The organism is Pseudomonas sp. RC10, from assembly GCF_038397775.1.
Classification (GTDB): Bacteria; Pseudomonadota; Gammaproteobacteria; order Pseudomonadales; family Pseudomonadaceae; genus Aquipseudomonas; species Aquipseudomonas bambusae.
Map to the genome: position 1 here is coordinate 5,254,544 of NZ_CP151650.1, position 20,882 is coordinate 5,275,425.

The window sequence follows — 20,882 nt, forward strand, 5'->3', positions numbered from 1 at the left end:
CACACTATGAAACGCCATACGCGCACGTTGTCATTTCCGCCACTCGACCGTGATTATTCGATTCTGGCCTTACGCCCGCCGTTGATCGCCGGAATGGTCACCCCGGTCGAAAACGGCGACGGGGGCGTCAATCTTTCGATGGTCACCGACAACGATTTGGGCCTGTTGACGGCGATAGACCCTTGGCAGCGCATGGCTGAGGGGGATCATCTCGACATCTACTGGGAAAACCAGAGGGTCGCCAGCCGAGATGTCGAAGCGGCGGATGTCGATCAGCGTCTGATCTTTTTCCTGCCCTCCGAGCCCATCGTGCCGGATTGGGCCGAGAGGGTGTTCTATCGCCTGACCCGCGCAGGGTCATCGACGGCGGAAGACAGTGTGCCCCTGCGCCTTCGCGTCAAACTCGACCTACCGGCGGGTGTCGACAAAGATCCGCACCTTCCCGGGCACTCGGAACTCGCCGCCCCGCGCCTGCCACAAGATGTGATCGACAACGGCGTCGATGCCAGTTGGGCGGCCCGCGGGGTGCCGGCTGAAATTGCGGCGTATCCAGGACGCGCCGCCCACGACACGATCGAGCTGCAATGGGGTGACGCCACGCTGACACACCGCGTGACGGAAGCGGAAGCGGCGGGAACGGCTCCGATCGTGATCACCGTGGATCAGGCCGCGATCCTGGCCGGTGGCGACTCGCCCAACCTGCTCGTGCAGTACCAGGTGTTCGATGAGGTCTGGAACTTTTCAACAGAGTGGTCACTGCGTACGTACGTGGATGTGGAGGCGGATGCTCAGCGCCTGACCGCCCCCATCATCAATGAATCGGTCAACGGCATTATCGACCTCGGGCAATTGGGCAGCGCCGATGTCACGGTGCAGATCGAGGTGCGCGGCGCGCCGTTCGAGCGAAACGACACAGTGACCCTGACATGGAAAGGCACGACCAGTGCGGGTGTCGTGCGCGAATACCGCGATAGCTTGATCCTGACGAATATCCCCTCCGTCGTGGAAATCCCGGTCCCCAACGCTGAGATACGCGCCATTCGGGACGGCAGTGGGATGGCCACCTACGTGCTGACCAAAGCCAACGGCGATCCTCCGCAATCGTCCAAACGGGCCACCGCGCGGGTCACGGGCAAGATCCCGCTCCCGGCCCCGTGGGTCTATGAGGCCGTCGGCGACACCCTCGACCCGACGCTTGAACGCGTGCACGTGGAGATACCCGTCTACGACAAAATGGCCAGCGGTGACCTCATCGACGTCATCTGGCTGGGCACACGGCAAAACGGCACGCCCTATCTCTATGAGGCACAGCATTTCGTTTCGTCGGGAGAAGTCGGCGAACCGATTTACATCGCGGTGACCGAAGAGCACATCGCCCTTCTCGCCAATGGGACGCTGGACCTGAGCTATCAGGTCTCCAACGATGACCCGGACACCTTTAACGTGCGCGCGTCGGATCACCTGTATCTGGGCCTTCATCCGCGTCACGCTGAACTGCCTGCGCCCTCGGTGGACGAAGCGTCCGAGGGTGTACTCGACCCCGAAAAGATCACCGACTACGCCACCTACCGCATGCCTTATACCGGCACAGTCGCGGGGGATATTCTGACGTGGTACTGGCAGGGGGAATCCCTGGAGGGCAGCGCCAGCGACTGGCTGCCCATCACCAGCGCGATTGCCGGCAAGCCGTTCACGTTCAACATTCCGAGGACGCTGATCGAGCCCAACATCAACAACATCGTGAAGCTCTATTACAGCCTCCAGTTGGCCAGCACCGGCGCCTACCAATACTCGGCGGTGCTGGACCTGACCATCGGCAAGCTGATCGGCGATCTGCCTACGCCCCAAGTGCTGGAAGCGGCTGGCGGCACGTTGAACCCGATGCAGGCCCAGACCGGCGCAACGGTGCGCGTGCAGTACGCGAGCATGGACCCGCAGGACATCATCACGCTGTCCTGGCTCGGCACGCCGGGCGTTGGCTCGCCGCCCGATCAGCAAGCGGCCGGCAGTGCGAGCGGCCAAGTCGATTTTTCGGTGCCCGCCAGTGTCATCGGCGCGAACATCGGCCAGCGCGTCAGCGTGGCGTATCAGGTCAAACGCTACGTCACCGAGAAGCAGTCCGAGATCCTGCTGCTGAACATCTCCACCCTCCCGGACAGCGAATTGCCCACGCCGATCATCACCCAGGCCAATGCGCAGACAAAAGTCCTCAATCTAGCGACCTTTGCGGGCAACGCGACGACCACCGTGGCTGTCTGGCCGTTCATTGCGACCGGGCAGCGCGCCTGGTTGCGGCTCGAAGGAGAAACCGCCAGCGGAGGGCCGCATTCGATCGTACTGCTTAATGGCGAAGCGCTCACCAGCGCACAGGCCGGCGCCGGGCTTTCTCAATCGGTGCTGCGCGCCGAGCTGGAAAAATACGGGCAGGACACCGCGCTCAACGTGATCTGCAATGTGGCGTTCAGCGGCATCAACGATGAAGTCGCCGCCCTCCCCCTGCCCGTCATGAAGTACCTGTTCAAGCTGCACCACGACTGGGTCACGCCCGTCATCGTCAGCGTCAGGGATTCGAAAGGCGAAGTCGCCAACGACGGGACGACCTTCGACACGACGCTCGATCTCAGCGGCACCGGCACCTTCGACACCGAACTTGAGATTCTCGACGGCACCACGGCGCTGGTTACCGTTCGCACGGATGGCGACGGCAACTGGTCGGCATCCTTGACCGGGCTGCTCCCCAAAGGCTACTCAGTCACGGCCAAGGCACTGGATGGCAGTGGCCTTGTATCGCAACCGCGCACGTACGAAGTACTGGCGAATGTCACACCTGTCATTGAGCAGGTAGTGGATTCCCGTGGCCCAATCAGCAATGGCGGCGGCACGGTCGACACCGCGGTGACGATTTCCGGCAACGCCAGCCCGGACCAAGAGATCGATTTGCTGGAAGGGACCGAACCTCTTGGCCGGGCCAGAACCGACGCACTCGGGGCCTGGTCGCTACGGGTCGAAAACCTGAAGGCGGCCACTCACGTCTTCAAGGCCAAGGCACGGTATGGCACCGAGCCCGAATCAACTCCTTGGCGCCTTGTCGTAGCCGCCAATGTCACGCCCACCATCACCAGCGTCAAGGCGGGTAACGACGAAGTGCCGCCAGGCGGCTTCACGATTGCCACCCGCGTCGTGCTGACGGGCAAGGCGAGCGCTGGTTTCGACGTGCAGATTTTCGATGGCAGCGCCTCGCAGGGCAACGCAGCCGCTAATGCCTCGGGTGTGTGGACACTGACGCTCGACAATCTGGCGGTCGCAGCACACGCCATCAAGGCCAAGGCCTTGTACGGTGGTGGAGACGAGTCGGCGGTGCGGAGTTTCACCGTGGTCTCATCGGTCAGCCCGACGCTCACCAGCGTGAAAGACTCCAGAGGGGTCGAGGTCCCTGATAATACCTCCACCGTTGACAACAACTTCAGGCTCACTGGCACCGCCAGTGCCCACCTGCAGATCGAGGTATTCGATGGCACTGTTTCCCAAGGCAAGGCCACTGCGAATGACAAAGGGATCTGGGAGTTGCCGCTCAACGGGCTCGCCGTCACGACACACCGTATCAAGGCCAGAGCCTTATATGGCGAAGGCGAAGAATCCGCCGTGCGCACCTTCACCGTCATCGCCTCCGTCGCGCCCACCATCACCAGCGTCAAGGCGGGTAACGACGAAGTGCCGCCAGGCGGCTTCACGATTGCCACCCGCGTCGTGCTGACGGGCAAGGCGAGCGCTGGTTTCGACGTGCAGATTTTCGATGGCAGCGCCTCGCAGGGCAACGCAACCGCTAATGCCTCGGGTGTGTGGACGCTGACGCTCGACAATCTGGCGGTCGCAGCACACGCCATCAAGGCCAAGGCCTTGTACGGTGGTGGAGACGAGTCGGCGGTGCGGAGTTTCACCGTGGTCTCATCGGTCACCCCCAACATCACCAACGTCAAGGACTCCAGAGGTACGGAGATCCCTGACAACGGTTCGACGGTAGACACCAATTTGAGCCTGACTGGCACCGCCAGTGCCAGCCTTCAGGTAGATGTGCTTGATGGCAGCACTTCGCTGGGCAAAGCCACGGCCAATGCCAGCGGGGTCTGGGGGCTACAGCTCAACGGTCTCGCCGTCAGCGCGCACAGTGTCAAGGCCCGGGCATTGTACGGCGACGGGGCAGAGTCCCGTGCACGCACCTTCACCATCTTCCGCGCAGTGACCCCGAGGATCACCAGCGTCAAGACTACGGTTGAAATCCCTCAGGGGGGATTCACCGTCGACACCAAGGTGACGCTGAGGGGAACGGCCGGCGCCCGCGACAAAGTGGAGATTCTCGACGGCGGTGCCCTGCAAGGCCATACGTACGCAGAGTCCAATGGTCAATGGCAGTACATATTCAACGGGTTGTCGGTGGCAACGCATCGGATAAGAGCCAGAGCTCCACATGGTGCTGAATCCGCTGAGCGCACGTTCACTGTCGTTGCTGTTGTGACCCCGGTCATCACTGCGGTGCTCGACCCGGCAAACAATCCGGTGAGCAATGGCGGTGCCACCTTTGCCAACCGCGTGACCGTCTCGGGGCGGGCCTCGAGCAATCACCAGATCGAACTGCTCGATGGGGGCGACAGCAAAGGCCTCGCCTCGACCGACAGTAATGGCAATTGGTCACGCGAGGCCAGCGGTCTTGCCCTCGGAGGACGATCCCTGACGGCCAAAGGCTACTATGCCGACAACCCGGTGTCTTCGGCCTGGACATTCACGGTCAAAGAACTCACCGTTCCAACCCTGACCAGCGTGCGTGACTCCAAGGGTGAAGTCGGCGACACCACGACCGATACCACCGTGACTGCATCGGGCAAGGCCGCTGCCAATGAGCAGGTCGAAGTGTTCGATGGCGGCGACTCAAAAGGCAAGGTGTCAGTGAACGGAAACGGTGACTGGAGTCATGCGGTGCCAGGGCTGGCTTTGGGCGCGCACAGTCTCAAGGCGGTGGCGCAATATGGCAGCGGTGCGTCTTCGAATGTGCGGACGTTTACCGTAGTTTCGCAGATACCACCATTTGTGCTCGACCCTTCCATCGTGAGCTTGAACGGGCGGGTCTATCGCCTGGCCGGGTATGGCACCGAGCCGGTGAGTTGGCCTGGCGGGACGACCTATGCCCGCGTTCCCAGCAGCGGTGTCCCGCCGTACACCTACACGTCAAGTAACCCGAGCGTGGTTATCGTCAATGCAAACGGGACGATCTTTTCCAACGGAAATGGCAACGCCACGATCACCGTTCGCGATGCACAAGGGCGCTCGGGCTCGTATGGCGTCAACGTGAGTAATGTAATCGAGGTTGTCGGACTGGGACGCTCTACCTGGAAAGATGCAAACAGCGCCGCTGGCAGCCGAGGCAAGCGTATCCCCAGCCACGATGAACTCAATCAGATCGCCGCGATGTATCTGGGGCGATGGCCGATGGGAGGTGGGCTGTACTGGTCCACCACAGCTGGGGCCGGACTCTACACCAAACGCTGCAAGGACCTGGCGTCGGGTGGATGGGGAGATGTTGTATATATCGGGCTGGGCAGCGCCGGGAACCACGCTAACGTCGTCGCGATCTAGGGGATATAGCCCACTGCGTGCAGTGGGCTTTTTTTCATTACCAGCTATACCGCAACCCGACATTCGCCCCGAACGGCTGCTCGATCTTGTCGCCGTTCGAGTAATCGAAATCCGCATGCATTTGCAGACGGTCATTGAACGCCACGGCGACACCCGCTCCCAATTCGCCACGGGAACCCGAGAGGTCGTTGTTGAAGGTGTTGTTGTTGACCTGGACCTCGTTGTTCTTCGCGAACTCATGCACGCCCGCGACACGCACGTACGGCTGCACCACACTGCCACCCGCCATCGCGAAGTTACGCCCCGCAGTCACACCGACTTTACCCAACAGCGAGCGGGTGCGATCCCCTTGCGCTTCCATGCCGTTGTCCAGGCCATAATCCTTGCCCTGAATGACCACGGTGGACCACTGCGTGTACGGCTCGACGAAATAACCGTCGTTCAGTTTGATGTGGCGACCGAACTCCACCGAGCCGCCCAGCCCGACGTTGTCGTAATCGCCCTTGGCGCGGGTGCCATCGCTCATGCTGACTTTGGCGTCGTTACGGAAGCGGTTGAGCTTGAGTACCCCGTCGAAGTAGTAGCCGGTGTCCTGATCCAGCCAGGTGGTGTACGCCCCCACGTAGTAACTTTTCACCGTGCCAGACGTGCCACGGCTGACGTCCAGATCCGAGGTGCTGTGGCCTGCCAGCACACCAATCAGCCACTGACCGTCACCGATGGGCAGCGGTGCATCGGCGCCCAGCGAAAAGCCTTGCTGGGTCTGTTGATAACCCAGGCCCGAGGACTCATTCACGTCGTATTTATTGCCATAGGTGCGTGCCCAGCCACCCGCCTTGCCACCATTGAACCGCAATTCCCCCATGCGACTGCGCAGGGACGTCAGCTCGCCGTACCAGACCGTAGGTGCGGTGTTGAACAGCGCCAGTACAGAACGCGTGCCGGGGCTGATGGTTTTGGTGGTGGGGTCGAGGAACCAGTCTGATCCCCCGCTGCCGTTGGCGCTGGACGCCAGGTCATAGGAGTAGGTGCCGACATCCACCGGACGGCCGTTGGCCAGGGCAAACGTCGCATCGCCGCCCGCCGTGTGGACAAGGTTGAGGGCCTGCGGCGACACCGGATCGACCCCGGAACCGGCGACCTGCAAGGTATGGTTGCCCGTTGCAGAACCGGTCACGTTCAAGGTGTCGTGCTCGTTGGTGGCGAAGTCGGCATCCATGATGAACGTACCGTTGCCGGACAGCGTACCGACATTGAGTTGATAGAACTCATTGGCGGCGCCGAACTTCACTGCGCCATCGGTCATCACCAGCGAGTTGACGGTGTTGGAACCGGTCATGTTCCACACCGAAGGATCGCCGATGGTGACTTGGTCGACATTGACCAGATTGCCCGTAAACACCGACTCGTTCTGCAACGAGACGATGCCCTTGCCGTCGATGGACGTGATATCCCCCGTCAGGGCACTGGCGCTCAGGTTGACGTTGTTACTGCTGACATTGCCGTTGAGCACCGCCCCATTGACCAGTGACACCTGACCCGAAGCACTGGCCGAGGTGACAGCGCCTTTCATCGAGCTGCCATCGAGGGTGACGGTGTCACTGCCCTTGATAACGCCTTCCAGTGCCGAACCGTTGCTCAGCGCCACGATACCGGCTGGCGTAGCTGACGTGATATCGCCCGTCATGGCACTGGCGTCCAGACTGACGTTATCGATGCCGGTGACATTGCCGTTCAGTACCGAACGATTGCGCAATGCCAGAGTGCTGGTAGTCGAGGTTGCGGTGACGTTACCGGTAATGGAGCTCGCATCCAGATTGACCGAGTTGACGCCGCTGACGTCGCCAGTAATGGCCGAACCGTTGGCCATGGCCAGCGTGTTCGTGCTGGTCTGATCGGCCGTGAGATTGCCGGTCAGCCGGCCTTGATCGAAGCGCAGGTCCGCCGTACTGCCGTTGGAGATCGCCACGTTGCCCACTACGTCGCTGGCTTGCAACAACACGTTGGCCGTGGCGTTGTTGGTCACCTCCAGCGCGTTGCCGTTGCCACCGGTGAGCGTCGTGCCATTGAGCAGGTTGAGATTGGCCGTGACGGCATCGCGCTGACCGGTGATCTGGATGGCGGCACCGGTTCCGCCTTCGACATGGGTGCCCACCAGATCGATCGTGCCCGAGGCGCCGGGGCTCCCCCGGTAAAGAATACCGTTGAGCCCGCCGGCCACCGTGCTGTTGCGCAGGGTCAGGTTCGAATTGAGTGCCTGAACGCCAAAACTGGTGGCGCCGGTGCCTTCGATCGTGGTGCCCGTCGCGTCCAGCGTGCTTTTCACGGACAAGGACATGCCACCTGTCCCACCCGTGATTCGCCCGCCATTGATCATGAACGCGCTGCCGGGGCCACCCCCTTCCTGCAGACCCGAGGCGCCAATGCCGTTACTGCGAAGTGTAGCGTCGGTCATTGTGACCGAGGTGCCGCTCGCAAAGAATGCAGGTGTGGTGCTGGTTGAGGTGATGGTCGAGCCGACGATGTTGGCGACCGACCCGGTATGCAGATTGACTGATCGCGCCGAGCTGCCCGCGTTGAGATTCAGCGTGCTCGCGCCGCTGCCTCCCACATTAAGAATTTGGGCCCCGGAATTGACCGTCAGTGTCGCGCCCTCCGCCATGCTCCAGGTCTCGGGGGTGTCGCCCTGGTTGACGGTGACAGATTCGTCCGGCAGAAGCGGCCGGCCGTTCGCAGCGGCACTGATGCACAGCGCAAGCGAGATGAAGGTGGAAGGTTTGAAATAGCGGGAAAGCAACAAACGCGATGGCTTCATGATCAGCTCCATGGAATAAACGCCATTCCTGCGGAACTGCCTGAAGCGCCGTAGGAGAGGAGGCGCGAAGACTACCTTCTTCAAATCCACAACTATGTAGGACTCTTCCTTGCTTATTGAGCGTAGCTTCCTACCGCTAAAGTTGATTGCCTTTCATCTTATAAATATGTCGTTTATATAAAAAACAAGACCGCATGGATGCGGCCTTGTCGGAACGATCAATGTCCAAGACTTCAGATATCACCCAACACAGGGCTGGCCGACCGAGTGAAGTTCGGGGGGCATGTGCCTCCCGCGTTCACGGAAGACACCCGAATCAGTAATGATCCCTCCATTGGCGGAACAGTGTCCGAGGTGTACGTCAACTTCACAGAACCGTTACGGCCCGCTGGCTCGATGTGCGTACTGAACGGGGTGAACACCTCGGCGAAACCATTCGCGGCCTCGTCGGCGGTGATGGTTTTGTCATGCTCGATGGGGCTTCCCGCCGGCGTGGCGCCCAATCTGTCGGTGTAGGGTTGCCAACTGAATGTGAGTGTCTCCCCACCTGCCAGCAGCGGCGCGTTGCCCGGCACATTGACGTTGACGGCTTGGTCGGGACCGACGAAGGAATCGCAGTTGAGGATGAGCTCACCGTTGGGCAGCGTGACAGCATCCGGGAACTGCGGCTCGGCCAGAATGATCGGCAACGCGGCCGTGACGTCGACCAATGTGGGAATGCACATTTCGATGTTACCGGTGCCATCCGCCAGCCCTACGGTGTAGAACACCGGCACCTCGGAGCTGCTGGGCAAGTCCTTGATGTCGTCCCACGCAACCGAAAAGGTGTAGACATCCCCTGGCGTCCCCGAGACAGGCGAAAACGTACCCACCGGGTGATCCAGCGAATACCAGTAAAGGATGATTTGCTCTCCGGTGCCGATCGGGCTGTAGAGATCGAACGACACATCAACAGGCAGATTGGCGTCATCAGCGCCCAGCACGTTGTCGCGAGGATTGGGCCCTGTGCCACGGGCCGTGACTTGAGCCAGGCTTGGGTTGACCGGTTTTGGCCGATCGGGGTTGACCGGACCGGGCACAAAGAAGTCGACATCAATGGGAGTGACGGCCGAGCCGAAAGTCCGGTTGCCGCGTTTAACGACATAACTGATGGGCGTTGCGACTTTACCAGGCCCGGTGCCATAGGCAGGCGCCAGGATCACCGTGTAGGAGACGTTCAGAACGATGGGGTCCTGCGCACTGGTCATCTCATGGACCACCTGAACCGGAGAGGTGCCCCACGTCAGAATGAGCTGATCGCCTTCCAGCCAATTACCGTACAAAGGAATTTCGACCAGGTTTTCCCCTAACAACACATCGTCCAGATTCAACACCTTGTCGTTGTCGATCCGCGGGACCAACGGCGCAGCCAGCGGCACCACGGGCAACGGCTTAATGAAAAGACCGGTTTCGGCGTTATCGGAAACAGCGCCGCGGTTCCCGACTTTATCTACCAGACGGTAATACATGTAGATCATCCCGTCCCTCAAACCGTCGAACGCGTTCGTAGGCACTTTGACCGTTTGGCTGGCGTCCAGCCCGCTGACAAACACAGGATCTGTCGGTACCGTGTTTTCGTTGTGGACGTACAGCTCCAACGAGTCCCCCAACTGTTTATCGCGGTAGGGAGCAATGGTAACGTCGACCCCGCCATTGGCGGCCAGGTACTCGGCAGTGATGCCGTTCGAAACGATCGAGGCATCCGAGAACGTCAACGCCGAGGGGGACTGGTTGGCATTGGGTGGTGTCTTGTCGATGATGAACGTCGTGGTGTCGGAAAGCGTTCTGGTTCCGTTCCAGAGGTCTACGTAATAGCGAAGTTCGAATCGCCCCTCGTCGGCAAAGTTGCTGCTCGACAAGTTCAATTCAATGGGAAAGTCTCCCGGATGGCCAGCGCCAGGCACATCAATCGGATCTTGCGCATCTTGCCAATCACTGGAAGCAGCAGGTTTCCACTGAAACTGCAGGCGGTCCGAATCACCCCCTTCGGCGAATTCAGGCCACTCGGCAATCGTGATCGGCATGTCCTTTTCCTGGTCGTCCTTAGGGACCAACCCTGCAAAGCTCGGATCCCCCGCCCACCAGTCCGGCGGCAGCGGTGCAACCAGCGCAACGACCTCGGCCTCCCGCGCCTGGCGCACGTTCTGACTGATCGGCGCATTTGGCTTTTTACGGATTACCGCGCCCGCCAATGCATACCCGAGAAAATTGGATTTGTTCGATGCTGTGCTGCTCATGTCATTTCTCCTTGAATTGACGCACCCGGTCGAGCCCGGTATGCCTTGAGTCCCTGCTATCGATCTATCTACCGCCACGCTTCAGTGCTCGAAACAGACGCGCGAGAAAGCTACGGCTTTTACGACACAACTCGCATTCCCTTGGGGATCTTGCGGATGAAGAAACGCTCTGCAGCATCAGCGGAACGGGGCCGCAGATCTCTCCACTCGGCAACTGCCGATTGATCTTCACCAGCCCCTCGTAAGAGCCCCCTGACTGGCCGCTGAATTTGGTCAGGCGATAGCTCGCCAATGCCGAACCCTCGATGATGGGTTCGATGTGCGGGATGAACGGCTCGACCAGAATGTCCATGTAGCCGTCCGTGACGTTCTGCACGCTCACCGTCCTGGCAAACACCCCTTCGGTTCCGGCAATCGGATCGTTGCCGTTCAACGTGCGGTAGCCCTGCCAGTGCAGCGTGATCTGATCCTGATACTCAAAAAGGTTGCGCACGAACGCGACTCTGACGCGGATGCCGTTCCAGGGCTCGTGGGCGCAATGGATGTAGCCCTGAAGCGTGGCGTCCGGAAACTCCGGCTCGGGCAGATCACCTCCCGGCAGCGGCTTGAGCATGACGGTGGCCGCGGTTTCTCGGGAAAACGTCTGGGTTTCATTACCGGCAAGATCACGCACCTTGTAGGTGGCGTAGAAATTCCCGTCACGGTCAGGCGCGCGAATCACGCTGCCAGGCAACAGGATGCGAATGTCGTCGGCATCGATTTCTGCCTGGCTCACGGTTTTGCTGGCCACGACACTGTTCGTGGGCGGGTTGTCGACAGACCAATAAAGGTCGACGACATCGCCCTCCTCTGCGTCCAGGTACACCGGGCTTGGCAGCCTCAGCTCGACCTGATCGCCGTGACTGAGCAGGTACGCTTCATTGATCACGCCATCGGGCATGTCCACAGGCAACAACAAGGCAAGCAACTGCTGGTTGTAGCTGGGGGGACGGGTGTCGATCGTCACGGTGCGACGGGCCGACGACACAGCGGCGCCATTGTCACCGGTCACCACGTACCAGACTTGATACTCGCCATCCGGCTGCAAGAGGTTTTCGTCCACCCTCAGAGCGAAGGGAAAGTCTGCAGGATCCACGGGGCCGTCGAACCTCTGGGTTGCCACGGGGGCGCCCGGGGCAGCACCGCTCCAGAACAGCGTCACGATGTCCCATTCGCCCGGGCCTGCTTGCTCGGGCCAGAGCGGAACGAGCACATCGAGATCAGTGAGTTGCGTGCCGGTGGCGACCAGACCTTTCGGGTCATTCGGGTCGATGATCGCTGGCACTTGGGGTACGTCGAGTATGAGGAGAGGGTTACCCCCTCTTCGCCAACTCGGTGTGAGATTGCTCCGATCCTTGGTCATGCGGCTCCCATCCCTGTCCGACGGGTCGCCATCGCCAAACCGGCGATAACGACGCGACAAGGTTTTATTGAGAACCCTTTACCCCGTGTTGGCTACTGTCAGAAATGACAGGTTTGGCGACCGCCGGTCGGATCCAGCGGCGCCTGATGCACTGCTCTGATCGAGAGGGCTGGTCTCAGGCCAAGGTGCCATCGATCACGAGTACCACTTTCCCAGAGACCTGATTGGTCGCCAGTTCCGCGTAGGCCTCTTCCGCCTCGGTGATCGGAAAGGTCCGCGCCAGTTGTGGGTTGAGACGGCCTTCGGTGAACAGCGGCCAGACGTGTTGACCCAGATCGGCCAGCAAGTCGGCCTTGAACTGGTCGTCGCGGCTGCGCAGGGTCGAACCGAGGATCTGGATGCGTTTGCCGAGGATCAGCGCCAGGTCGAGTTCTGCCTTGCGCCCGCCCATCAACCCGATCAGCACCAGACGGCCATCGGTGCCCAGCACTTTGAGGTTCAGCGCGGCGTAATTGGCACCCACCGGGTCGAGGATCACGTTGAACGGTCCGAAGTCGTTGAGGCCGTCCAGGCTTTCGCCGCGGATCACCCCGCCCTGTGCCCCGAGGTCTTCGCAATACTTCAGCCGCTCGGCCGAGCCAACGCTGACCCAGCACGGGCTGCCGAACGCCTTGCACAGCTGAATGGCAGCTGAACCAACGCCACTTGCTCCGGCGTGCAGCAAGACTTTCTCGCCGGGCTTCAGACCCGCCAACTGGAACAGGTTGAGCCACGCGGTTGCATAGACTTCGGGAATGCCCGCCGCTTCATGCAGCGACATACCCTCCGGCACCGGCAAAACATGCCGTGCGTCGACCACCACTTCCTCGGCCATCGCACCGCCTGCAACCAGCGCACAGACGCGGTTTCCCACGGTCCAGGACGTGCCGGGGCCCACTTCGGCGATCACCCCGGAACACTCCATCCCGAGGATTTCAGTAACGCCTGGTGGCGGCGGATACAGACCCGCGCGCTGCAACAGATCGGCCCGATTGAGGCCGGCCGCGGCGACCTTTATGCGAACCTGGCCCACATCGAGCGTCGGCGATGGCTGTTCAACCCATTCCACATGACCTTCAACGCCTTGCAATGCTTTCACGGTGCCTCCATAGTGAGTCTTGACTGAGCTCGACGTGCCTCACGGCCGTTCGGGCTTTTTGCATTATGCGACCGGGTTTCGCATCAGGTTGTGTGAATACACCACGTGCGACGGCAGGACAAGGCAGCCGAACGCAGTGGTTTTCACGGAGCCTGTAGGGAACCGGCGACCTCAAAGACGGCCTAATATGCGTTATCAATTGTCCCCGCGTCGAATCAGCATGAAGCATTTTTTGCCCAGCACCACCCTTGCATTCCTCATTGGCCTGGCTGCATTGCCACTGTCGGCCAGTTCGTTCGCAGCCAACAGCTGGGACAATCTTCAGCCTGATCGCGATGAAGTCATCGCCAGCTTGAATGTCGTGGAGTTGCTTAAACGCCACCACTACAGCAAGCCGCCGCTGGACGACAAACGTTCGGAAATCATCTACCAGAGCTACCTGAAACTCCTCGATCCTGCGCGCAGCTATTTCCTCGCCAGCGACATCGCCGAGTTCGACAAATGGCGCTTTCAGTTCGACGACTTCCTCAAGAGCGGCGATCTGAACCCGGGATTCACTATCTACAAGCGTTATCTGGACCGCATCAAGTCGCGTCTGGATTTCGCGCTGGCCCAACTGGATAAAGGCGTCGACAAAATCGACCTGACCACCAACGAAACGTTGCTGGTCGATCGCAAAGACGCGCCATGGCCGAAAAACGAAGCCGAGCTCGACGACCTGTGGCGCAAACGCGTCAAGGATGAAGTCCTGCGCCTGAAGATCGCGGGCAAAGACCCGGCGAAGATTCAGGAAACCCTGACCAAGCGCTACAAGAATCAATTGGCGCGCCTCGGTCAGACCCGCAGCGAAGACATCTTCCAGGCGTACCTGAACACCTTCGCGATGTCCTACGACCCGCACACCAATTACCTGTCGCCTGACAGCGCGGAAAACTTCGACATCAACATGAGTCTGTCGCTGGAAGGCATCGGTGCCGTTCTGCAAAGCGACAACGACAACGTGAAGATCGTGCGTCTGGTACCCGCAGGCCCGGCAGCGAAAACCAAGCAGGTCGCGACGGCTGACAAGATCATCGGCGTTGCCCAGGGCGACAAAGAAATGGTCGACGTGATCGGCTGGCGTCTGGACGAAGTGGTCAAACTGATTCGCGGTCCGAAAGGCTCCGTCGTGCGTCTGGAAATCGTCCCGGCCAGCAATGCGCCGAACGACCAGACCACCAAGATCGTGTCGATCACCCGCGAAGCCGTGAAGCTCGAAGAGCAAGCGGCCAAGAAGTCGGTCCTGCACCTGAATCAGGACGGCAAGGATTACAAACTGGGCGTGATTGAGATCCCGGCCTTCTATCTGGACTTCAAGGCCTACCGTGCGGGCGATCCGGAGTACAAGAGCACGACCCGTGACGTGAAGAAACTGCTGACCGAATTGCAGTCCGAGAAAGTGGACGGCGTGGTCATCGACCTGCGTAACAACGGCGGGGGTTCGCTGCAGGAAGCCACCGAGCTGACCAGTCTGTTCATCGACAAAGGTCCGACCGTGCTGGTGCGTAACGCTGACGGTAAGGTCGACGTGCTGGAAGACGAAAACAGCGGCGCGTTCTACAAAGGCCCGATGGCGTTGCTGGTCAACCGCCTCTCGGCCTCGGCTTCGGAGATTTTCGCCGGTGCCATGCAGGACTATCACCGTGCGCTGATCATCGGCGGCCAGACTTTCGGCAAGGGCACCGTGCAGACCATTCAGCCGCTGAACCACGGCGAACTGAAACTGACGCTGGCGAAGTTCTACCGGGTGTCCGGTCAGAGCACGCAGCATCAGGGCGTCCTGCCTGACATCGCCTACCCGTCGATCATCGACACCAAGGAAATCGGCGAAAGCGCGCTGCCGGAAGCGATGACCTACGACACCATCAAGCCTGCGATCAAGCCGGCGGTGGACCCGTTCAAACCGTTCCTGGCCCAGCTGCAATCGCGTCACGACGTGCGTTCTGCCAAAGACGCCGAGTTCGTGTTCGTCGAACAGAAGCTCGCGCTGGCCAAGAAACTGATGAGCGAGAAGACCGTCAGCCTCAACGAAGCCGAACGTCGCGCCGAACACGCCGACATCGATGCCAAGCAGCTGGTGATGGAAAACACCCGTCGCAAGGCCAAGGGCGAAGAACCGCTCAAAGAGTTGAAGAAAGAAGACGAGGACGCACTGCCGGTGGACGACGACAAGACCAAACCGGAAGACGATGCGTACCTGGCTGAGACCGGCCGGATTCTCCTCGACTACCTCGGTTTGAGCGGGACAGTGGCGAAGAAGTGAGCAAAGCAGAACGGGCGTACGAACCTTCGCCCTCCCTGTAGGAGTGAGCTTGCTCGCGATTGCGTCAGGCCGGTTCGCTAAATGCATCAGGCAGACCGATATCGCGAGCAAGCTCACTCCTACAATCCAGTGGGATCATGAAAGACGACGGGGTGATGTCAAAGCGTCATCAAACAGTCATGAATCTGTCGTGAAATACGGGGCTCGGCGCCAGGCGTCGAGCCCCTTTTTCTTGCCCCGAGATTGCCATGACCGTGACCGAACAGCTGAGCGCCTTGAGTGCGATTTTGACTCACCGCGACTTGCACAGCCTGTTCCAACCGATTGTGTCGCTGTCGGATCGCCGGATCCTTGGCTACGAAGCCCTGACCCGCGGCCCGTCCAACAGCGCCCTGCACTCCCCCATCAGCCTGTTCGCCGTTGCCCGTCAGACCGGTCGCCTGAGCGAGCTGGAACTCGCCTGCCGCGAATCGGCGTGTCGACGTTTCAGCGAGCAGAAGCTGGAAGGCAAACTGTTCCTCAACATCTCGCCCGAATCCCTGCTGGAGCCTTCGCACCCCCGGGACGCACCTTGCAGCTGTTGCAACGCTACGGCATTCCGCCGAGTCAGGTGGTGATCGAGCTGACCGAACAAACGCCGACCGACGACTTTGGCCTCCTTTACAACGCGCTGTATCACTACCGCGACATGGGTTTTTCCATCGCGCTGGACGATCTGGGCGCGGGGTATTCCAGCCTGCGCCTGTGGTCCGAGCTGCGCCCGGATTACGTGAAGATCGACCGCCACTTCATCGACGGCATTCATCAGGACGCCGTGAAGCGCGAGTTCGTCGGCTCCATGCTGCAGATGGCCAAGGCCTCCCGCGCGCTGGTGATCGCCGAAGGCATTGAGTTGCAGGAAGAGCTGGAGGTGCTGATCGACATGGGGGTCGAGCTGGTGCAGGGCTATCTGCTGTGCCGCCCGCAAGAACACCCACCCCGCGACGCTCGCGCGCTGCTGCCGATGCTCGGTCCGAGCGCAGGGAGTTTCAGTGGCGCAGTGGGCGACCTCGATTTGCTGCTCAACACTCAACCTGTGGTGCTTGAATCCACGCCGATTGCTGATGTGTTGGAACTCTTTCGTCGCCATGGCGATCTGCACGCCCTGGCCATCGTGGATGAAGGTCATCGCCCCGTAGGCGTCGTCCATAGGAATGCGCTGTCGGACCTGCGTGTAACCACTCGCTCCTGATGGGGCCACTGATCGATGGCGAACGCCGCCCTGCCGGGCCGCGATGATCTAACTCGGCTTGACCTCTTCCGCGTATTCAAACTCAAAAACTCGCACGACTTCAGCGGCGTGCCAGGAAGCAGCAGCGATGCCGTCGGAGGGGCCGGTGAAGCGGCCGAGGCGTTCAGCGCATTCGAAGAAGCCGGTGCGCGGCAGACGGCTGGCGCCCTGGCTGATGACCAGCGAGCTGCGCAACGGCTGTTCGGCGCGGGCGTCGAGGGCGGCGAGGTGTTCGAGGGCGGCGGTCAGGGTTTGCATCGCCGGAGTCGGCAATTGCAGGCGTTCAAGCAAGGCGCGGTAGGTGACCAGATGGCGTTGGCGACGGGCGAGGTCCAGCTCACTCAGGAGCGCCTCCCAATGCTGACGACTGATGCGCACGCTCATGCTTCACCTCGCCAGCCCGGCACGCCCAATTCCCAGGCGAGACTGCGCTGTATGGCGGCGTCGGGCTCGCGGTTTCCGCTTTCGATCATTTCCAGATAAGAAGGGCTGATCCCCACCGCTCGGGCCAGTACGGCCAGCTCGACACCCTTGGCCTGGCGCAGTGACCCCAGTTGGTCGAACGAGGGCAAATCCGAATCGGCATCGGCGGACGCGGCAGACTGGTCGGACGAGGCTGCCTCCGGTGCACGGGACACGCCCGCCGCCTTCAACAGCGCCTGATACTCCGCCCATGGCAACACCGCGTATTCTGGCTCTCCATCGCGAGAAATAACCTGAAGATCCATAACCACCCCCTGTAGGACGAATAGCCGTTTCTTGTAATCTTTTTCTCTGTATTGGCGGCATCTTACCAGCGGATGAGGGGCAAAGGCGTACGGGGGATCGACAGAGTTTTCTCATGAACGACGTTTTGGGGGATTGAGATGCCGGTGAGCTGACTTGTGGGAGCGAATTCATCCGCGAATCGGTTTTACAGACGCCGCATCTCCATCGCCTGCACCCCTTCGCGAATGAATTCGCTCCCACAGGTGGATCGGACGGGAGCAGATCAGCTGTCAGTCTTTCTTTTCTTGCTCCAGCACTTTCGGCGTCGAGGGCAAACGCCCGACCACGGCGAGCTTTTCCGGGCTCTGCCGCTCACGCCAAGCGCGGAATGCGCTGAGTTCTGCTTCCAGGCTCTTCATCACCCACGCCAGGACCGCGATGTCGTCTAGCATGCCCAATCCCGGAATCCAGTCTGGAATGGCGTCCAACGGGCTCAAAAAATACATCAGCCCCGCCACCACCGACAAAATCGCCTTGCCACTGATGGCCCGGTACTCACCGCGCCAGTACGCCAGACACAGGGCCTGCAAGAGCTTGAGGTCGTCCTTGAGTTTGCCCAGCCGGTTGCCATCGCTCGCGGCCTTACCCGCCACCGCGAACAACAATGCGGGCAAACGACCTGCTGCCATCAACCGCTTGGCCATGGGCAGGTAACGAATGAAATTCCAGGGTGCTTTCATATTCACTCCAGCGATATCGATAAAAATCGACCAAATGGCCCATCGCGCTCGATGGAAGAACCCGACCTGTAAACGCTCTTCATCACGCACAAAAGGTTATCCACACAAATTGTGGATAACCTTGTGAACAGAGCCGGTTTACGGCGCTGAAACGCCCGTTTTATAGGGCTCTGCCTTAAATCGCGCGTTTTTTACTCACATAAATAAACGCAAAAAATCGTTGACTTGAGGGTTCGCCGAGGCTACCCACGACAGTTAAAAACCTGACGCATCGTTCAGCAAATGCCGACATTGCTCCATCTGCCAACGGTATTGGGACTGCCCTCTCCCTGCCCCGTTCGATTTATTTTCGGCAAAAACGAAAATGCCCCGTCGAGACGGGGCATTTCTGTTCAAGCGGCAATCGACGGATCGATTACTTCTTGGCAGCAGGCTTGGCAGGTTCGGCTGCCGGGGCAGCTTCTTCTTCCTCGTCCGCTGCGTCAGCGGCGTCGTTGCCAGCAGCAGCCGGGTCCTTGATGCCCAGCAGTTCCAGGTCAAAGACCAGAACCGAGTTGGCCGGGATCATCGGGCTTGGGCTTTGAGCGCCATAAGCCAGATCGCTCGGGATGTAGAGCTTGATCTTCTCGCCAACGTGCATCAGTTGCAGGCCTTCGACCCAGCCTGGAATCACACCGCTGACCGGCAGATCGATCGGGCTGCCGCGCTCGACAGAGCTGTCGAACACCTTGCCGTCAGTCAGCTTGCCTTCGTAGTGAACGGTCACGACATCAGTCGGCTTGGGTACTGGGCCATCGGCTTGCTTGATGACTTCGTACTGCAGGCCAGAAGCGGTAGTGGTCACTTCTTTACGCTTGCCGTTTTCTTCGAGGAATTTTTTGCCAGCGGCTGCCGACTCTTCGCTCATCTTGGCCATGCGTTCTTCAGCACGCTTTTGCAGCTCGCCGAAGGCCGCAACCAGCTCTTCGTCTTTCAGTTTCTGTTCTTTCTTGCCGACGGCATCTTCGATACCCAGCGCTACGGCTTTGGAATCCAGATCGTCCATGCCTTCTTGAGCCAGGCTCTTGCCCATGTTCAGGCCGATGCCGTAGGACGCTTTTTGTGCCGGGGTTTTCAGCTCAACGGTGCTGGCTTGCTTATCACAGCCCGCGAGTACCAGACCGACCAGGGCAATCGCCGCTGCCAACCGATGCTGTTTCATCCTGTTTCCTTGTTCATGCGCCGAAAGGGCAAACGAGTAAAGCCGCGAGCTTATCAGGCCGCCGCGATCAATGGCTACCGGCATGAGAGGGGGAAAAGGTCGATAAGTTCAGGTAACCAAAGGTTTTCTCGTTCTATCGAGAAAACGGTTCAGTTTTGGTTCAGGCGGTCTTGGGAAGCGTAATTGTCGGCACAGCCCTTTTGCGGTGTCCAGGGCCTACCGCCAGACTCAGCCACTGCTTGCCCAACCTGTGGGAGATTCTATGTTTGGGGGGCAACCCCCAAACGTTTCGTAGAGTCGTACTCTTCCCGTTTCTTCATCAGCGAGAAGGCCACCCCTGCGAGCTTCCTGCTCAATATCGTCAACGCTTCAGTTCTGGCTTTCCCCTCGCCTATTTTCTTCTCGTAATACGGTTTCCATGTCGCCGATCGGCAGGCGGCCATTGAAGCGTTGTAGCCTAGCCGGCGTACCTCGGGGTCGCCTTTCTTGCTTAGCCGGCGGCGACCGGATTTGTTCCCGGAATCCGACACCCGCAAATCCAGCCCCAGATAGGCGATGTACGCATCTACGTTTTTGAATTCGCCTCGAAGGAATGCCGCAAACAGCGCTGTGGCGGTCAGGAACCCGACGCCTTCGATGCCCTGGCAACGTTTGACCTGATCCATTTCACCGGACTTGATCAGCACTTGCTTGAGCTGTTTCTCGATATCTTTGATCAGATGGCTGAAGCGACGCATCAACTTCTCGAACCCCTTCCTGAGGTCTTTTTCATCCTTCCAGCCTTGGCGCAGTGACGTCTGGCTATTGACCAGCGAGGCCCTGCGATGCAGCAGATGCTTGAGCTGGGTGTGCAACTGGGGTGGCGGGCTCCACTGACGCAGCTCGTCACCTTCCTTTTCCAGATAGCGAGCCAGCAGATGTGCATCGCACGCATCTGTTTTGGCGCGCTTGCCCAGACTTTCTCGATATTTGCTTACGCGTGCCGCATCGACGACAAACACCAGGTGCCCCATGTCATGGGCCATTTCCACTAGGTCCAGATGGTAGGTATTGGTCGCCTCGAGGGCGATGGCACTGCCTTGAGGCAATGTCTTGAGCCAGTGGTGAATCGAAGTTCGCTCATTGACCAAACAATGAGTTTTATCCACACCACGCTGAGCGGTGACAAGTTCCGCCATCGCCACATCGACACCCACAATCGCCGCTGCATCAAGGATTGCCATGTCACACCCTCCGAGTTAGGGTTGAAGAGCTTGCTGGGGGTTCACCGTAAGCGCTGGCTTGCTTCTATCGTCGGTCCAGGCCGATGCATTCCATATCGGCGCTTGTAGGTGACAGGGTGGGGCTGGAAGTCTCCCAACGGTCTGTACTGGCTAGAGTCAGATTCGGCTTTCCGTCCCTC

11 protein-coding genes and 1 pseudogene are annotated in these 20,882 nt (G+C 60.0%); 3 read left to right on the top strand and 9 right to left on the bottom strand.

Annotated elements, in window-relative coordinates:
• The first annotated feature begins 6 nt into the window (after window positions 1-6).
• Window positions 7-5,628, top strand: coding sequence for a hypothetical protein (locus tag AAEO81_RS23855; protein ID WP_341959494.1), 5,622 nt, complete (start codon window positions 7-9; stop codon window positions 5,626-5,628).
• Between the two features lie 37 nt (window positions 5,629-5,665).
• Here AAEO81_RS23855 and AAEO81_RS23860 read toward each other — a convergent pair whose 3' ends face one another.
• From AAEO81_RS23860 to AAEO81_RS23875, 4 genes are all read right to left on the bottom strand, one after another.
• The gene (locus AAEO81_RS23860) at window positions 5,666-8,443 is read right to left on the bottom strand and encodes an autotransporter outer membrane beta-barrel domain-containing protein (RefSeq protein ID WP_341959495.1); all 2,778 of its coding nucleotides are present in this window, start codon (window positions 8,441-8,443) and stop codon (window positions 5,666-5,668) included.
• A gap of 233 nt (window positions 8,444-8,676) precedes the next feature.
• A complete protein-coding gene (locus AAEO81_RS23865) occupies window positions 8,677-10,719 on the bottom strand; it encodes a hypothetical protein (protein WP_341959496.1) in 2,043 nt (680 codons plus the stop codon).
• A 64-nt stretch (window positions 10,720-10,783) separates the two neighbouring features.
• Window positions 10,784-12,121, bottom strand: coding sequence for a hypothetical protein (locus tag AAEO81_RS23870; RefSeq protein ID WP_341959497.1), 1,338 nt, complete (start codon window positions 12,119-12,121; stop codon window positions 10,784-10,786).
• Window positions 12,122-12,296: 175 nt separating this feature from the next.
• The gene (locus AAEO81_RS23875) at window positions 12,297-13,259 is read right to left on the bottom strand and encodes an NAD(P)H-quinone oxidoreductase (RefSeq protein WP_341959498.1); all 963 of its coding nucleotides are present in this window, start codon (window positions 13,257-13,259) and stop codon (window positions 12,297-12,299) included.
• 220 nt (window positions 13,260-13,479) lie between these two features.
• Here AAEO81_RS23875 and AAEO81_RS23880 point away from each other — a divergent pair, with 220 nt between their 5' ends.
• Both AAEO81_RS23880 and AAEO81_RS23885 read left to right on the top strand, forming a co-directional pair.
• Window positions 13,480-15,561, top strand: a complete 2,082-nt coding sequence (locus tag AAEO81_RS23880) for a carboxy terminal-processing peptidase (RefSeq protein WP_341959499.1) — start codon at window positions 13,480-13,482, stop codon at window positions 15,559-15,561.
• A gap of 248 nt (window positions 15,562-15,809) precedes the next feature.
• Window positions 15,810-16,768 (top strand): annotated as a pseudogene (locus AAEO81_RS23885) (EAL domain-containing protein); the annotation flags it as partial.
• A gap of 72 nt (window positions 16,769-16,840) precedes the next feature.
• Here AAEO81_RS23885 and AAEO81_RS23890 read toward each other — a convergent pair.
• The 5 genes from AAEO81_RS23890 to AAEO81_RS23910 form a co-directional block, all read right to left on the bottom strand.
• The gene (locus AAEO81_RS23890) at window positions 16,841-17,215 is read right to left on the bottom strand and encodes a hypothetical protein (protein ID WP_166593390.1); all 375 of its coding nucleotides are present in this window, start codon (window positions 17,213-17,215) and stop codon (window positions 16,841-16,843) included.
• Window positions 17,212-17,559 carry a helix-turn-helix transcriptional regulator gene (locus AAEO81_RS23895; RefSeq protein ID WP_341959500.1) on the bottom strand — a complete coding sequence of 116 codons (348 nt, stop codon included), beginning with the start codon at window positions 17,557-17,559 and terminating at the stop codon, window positions 17,212-17,214. Before AAEO81_RS23895 ends, AAEO81_RS23890 begins: the two co-directional genes overlap by 4 nt.
• Before the next feature lie 270 nt (window positions 17,560-17,829).
• Complete coding sequence (locus AAEO81_RS23900) at window positions 17,830-18,279, bottom strand: YkvA family protein (RefSeq protein ID WP_341959501.1); 450 nt, start codon at window positions 18,277-18,279, stop codon at window positions 17,830-17,832.
• Window positions 18,280-18,694: 415 nt separating this feature from the next.
• Window positions 18,695-19,480, bottom strand: coding sequence for an FKBP-type peptidyl-prolyl cis-trans isomerase (locus tag AAEO81_RS23905; protein ID WP_341959502.1), 786 nt, complete (start codon window positions 19,478-19,480; stop codon window positions 18,695-18,697).
• Window positions 19,481-19,740: 260 nt separating this feature from the next.
• A complete protein-coding gene (locus tag AAEO81_RS23910) occupies window positions 19,741-20,703 on the bottom strand; it encodes an IS110 family transposase (protein ID WP_341958274.1) in 963 nt (320 codons plus the stop codon).
• Between the last annotated feature and the right edge of the window lie 179 nt (window positions 20,704-20,882).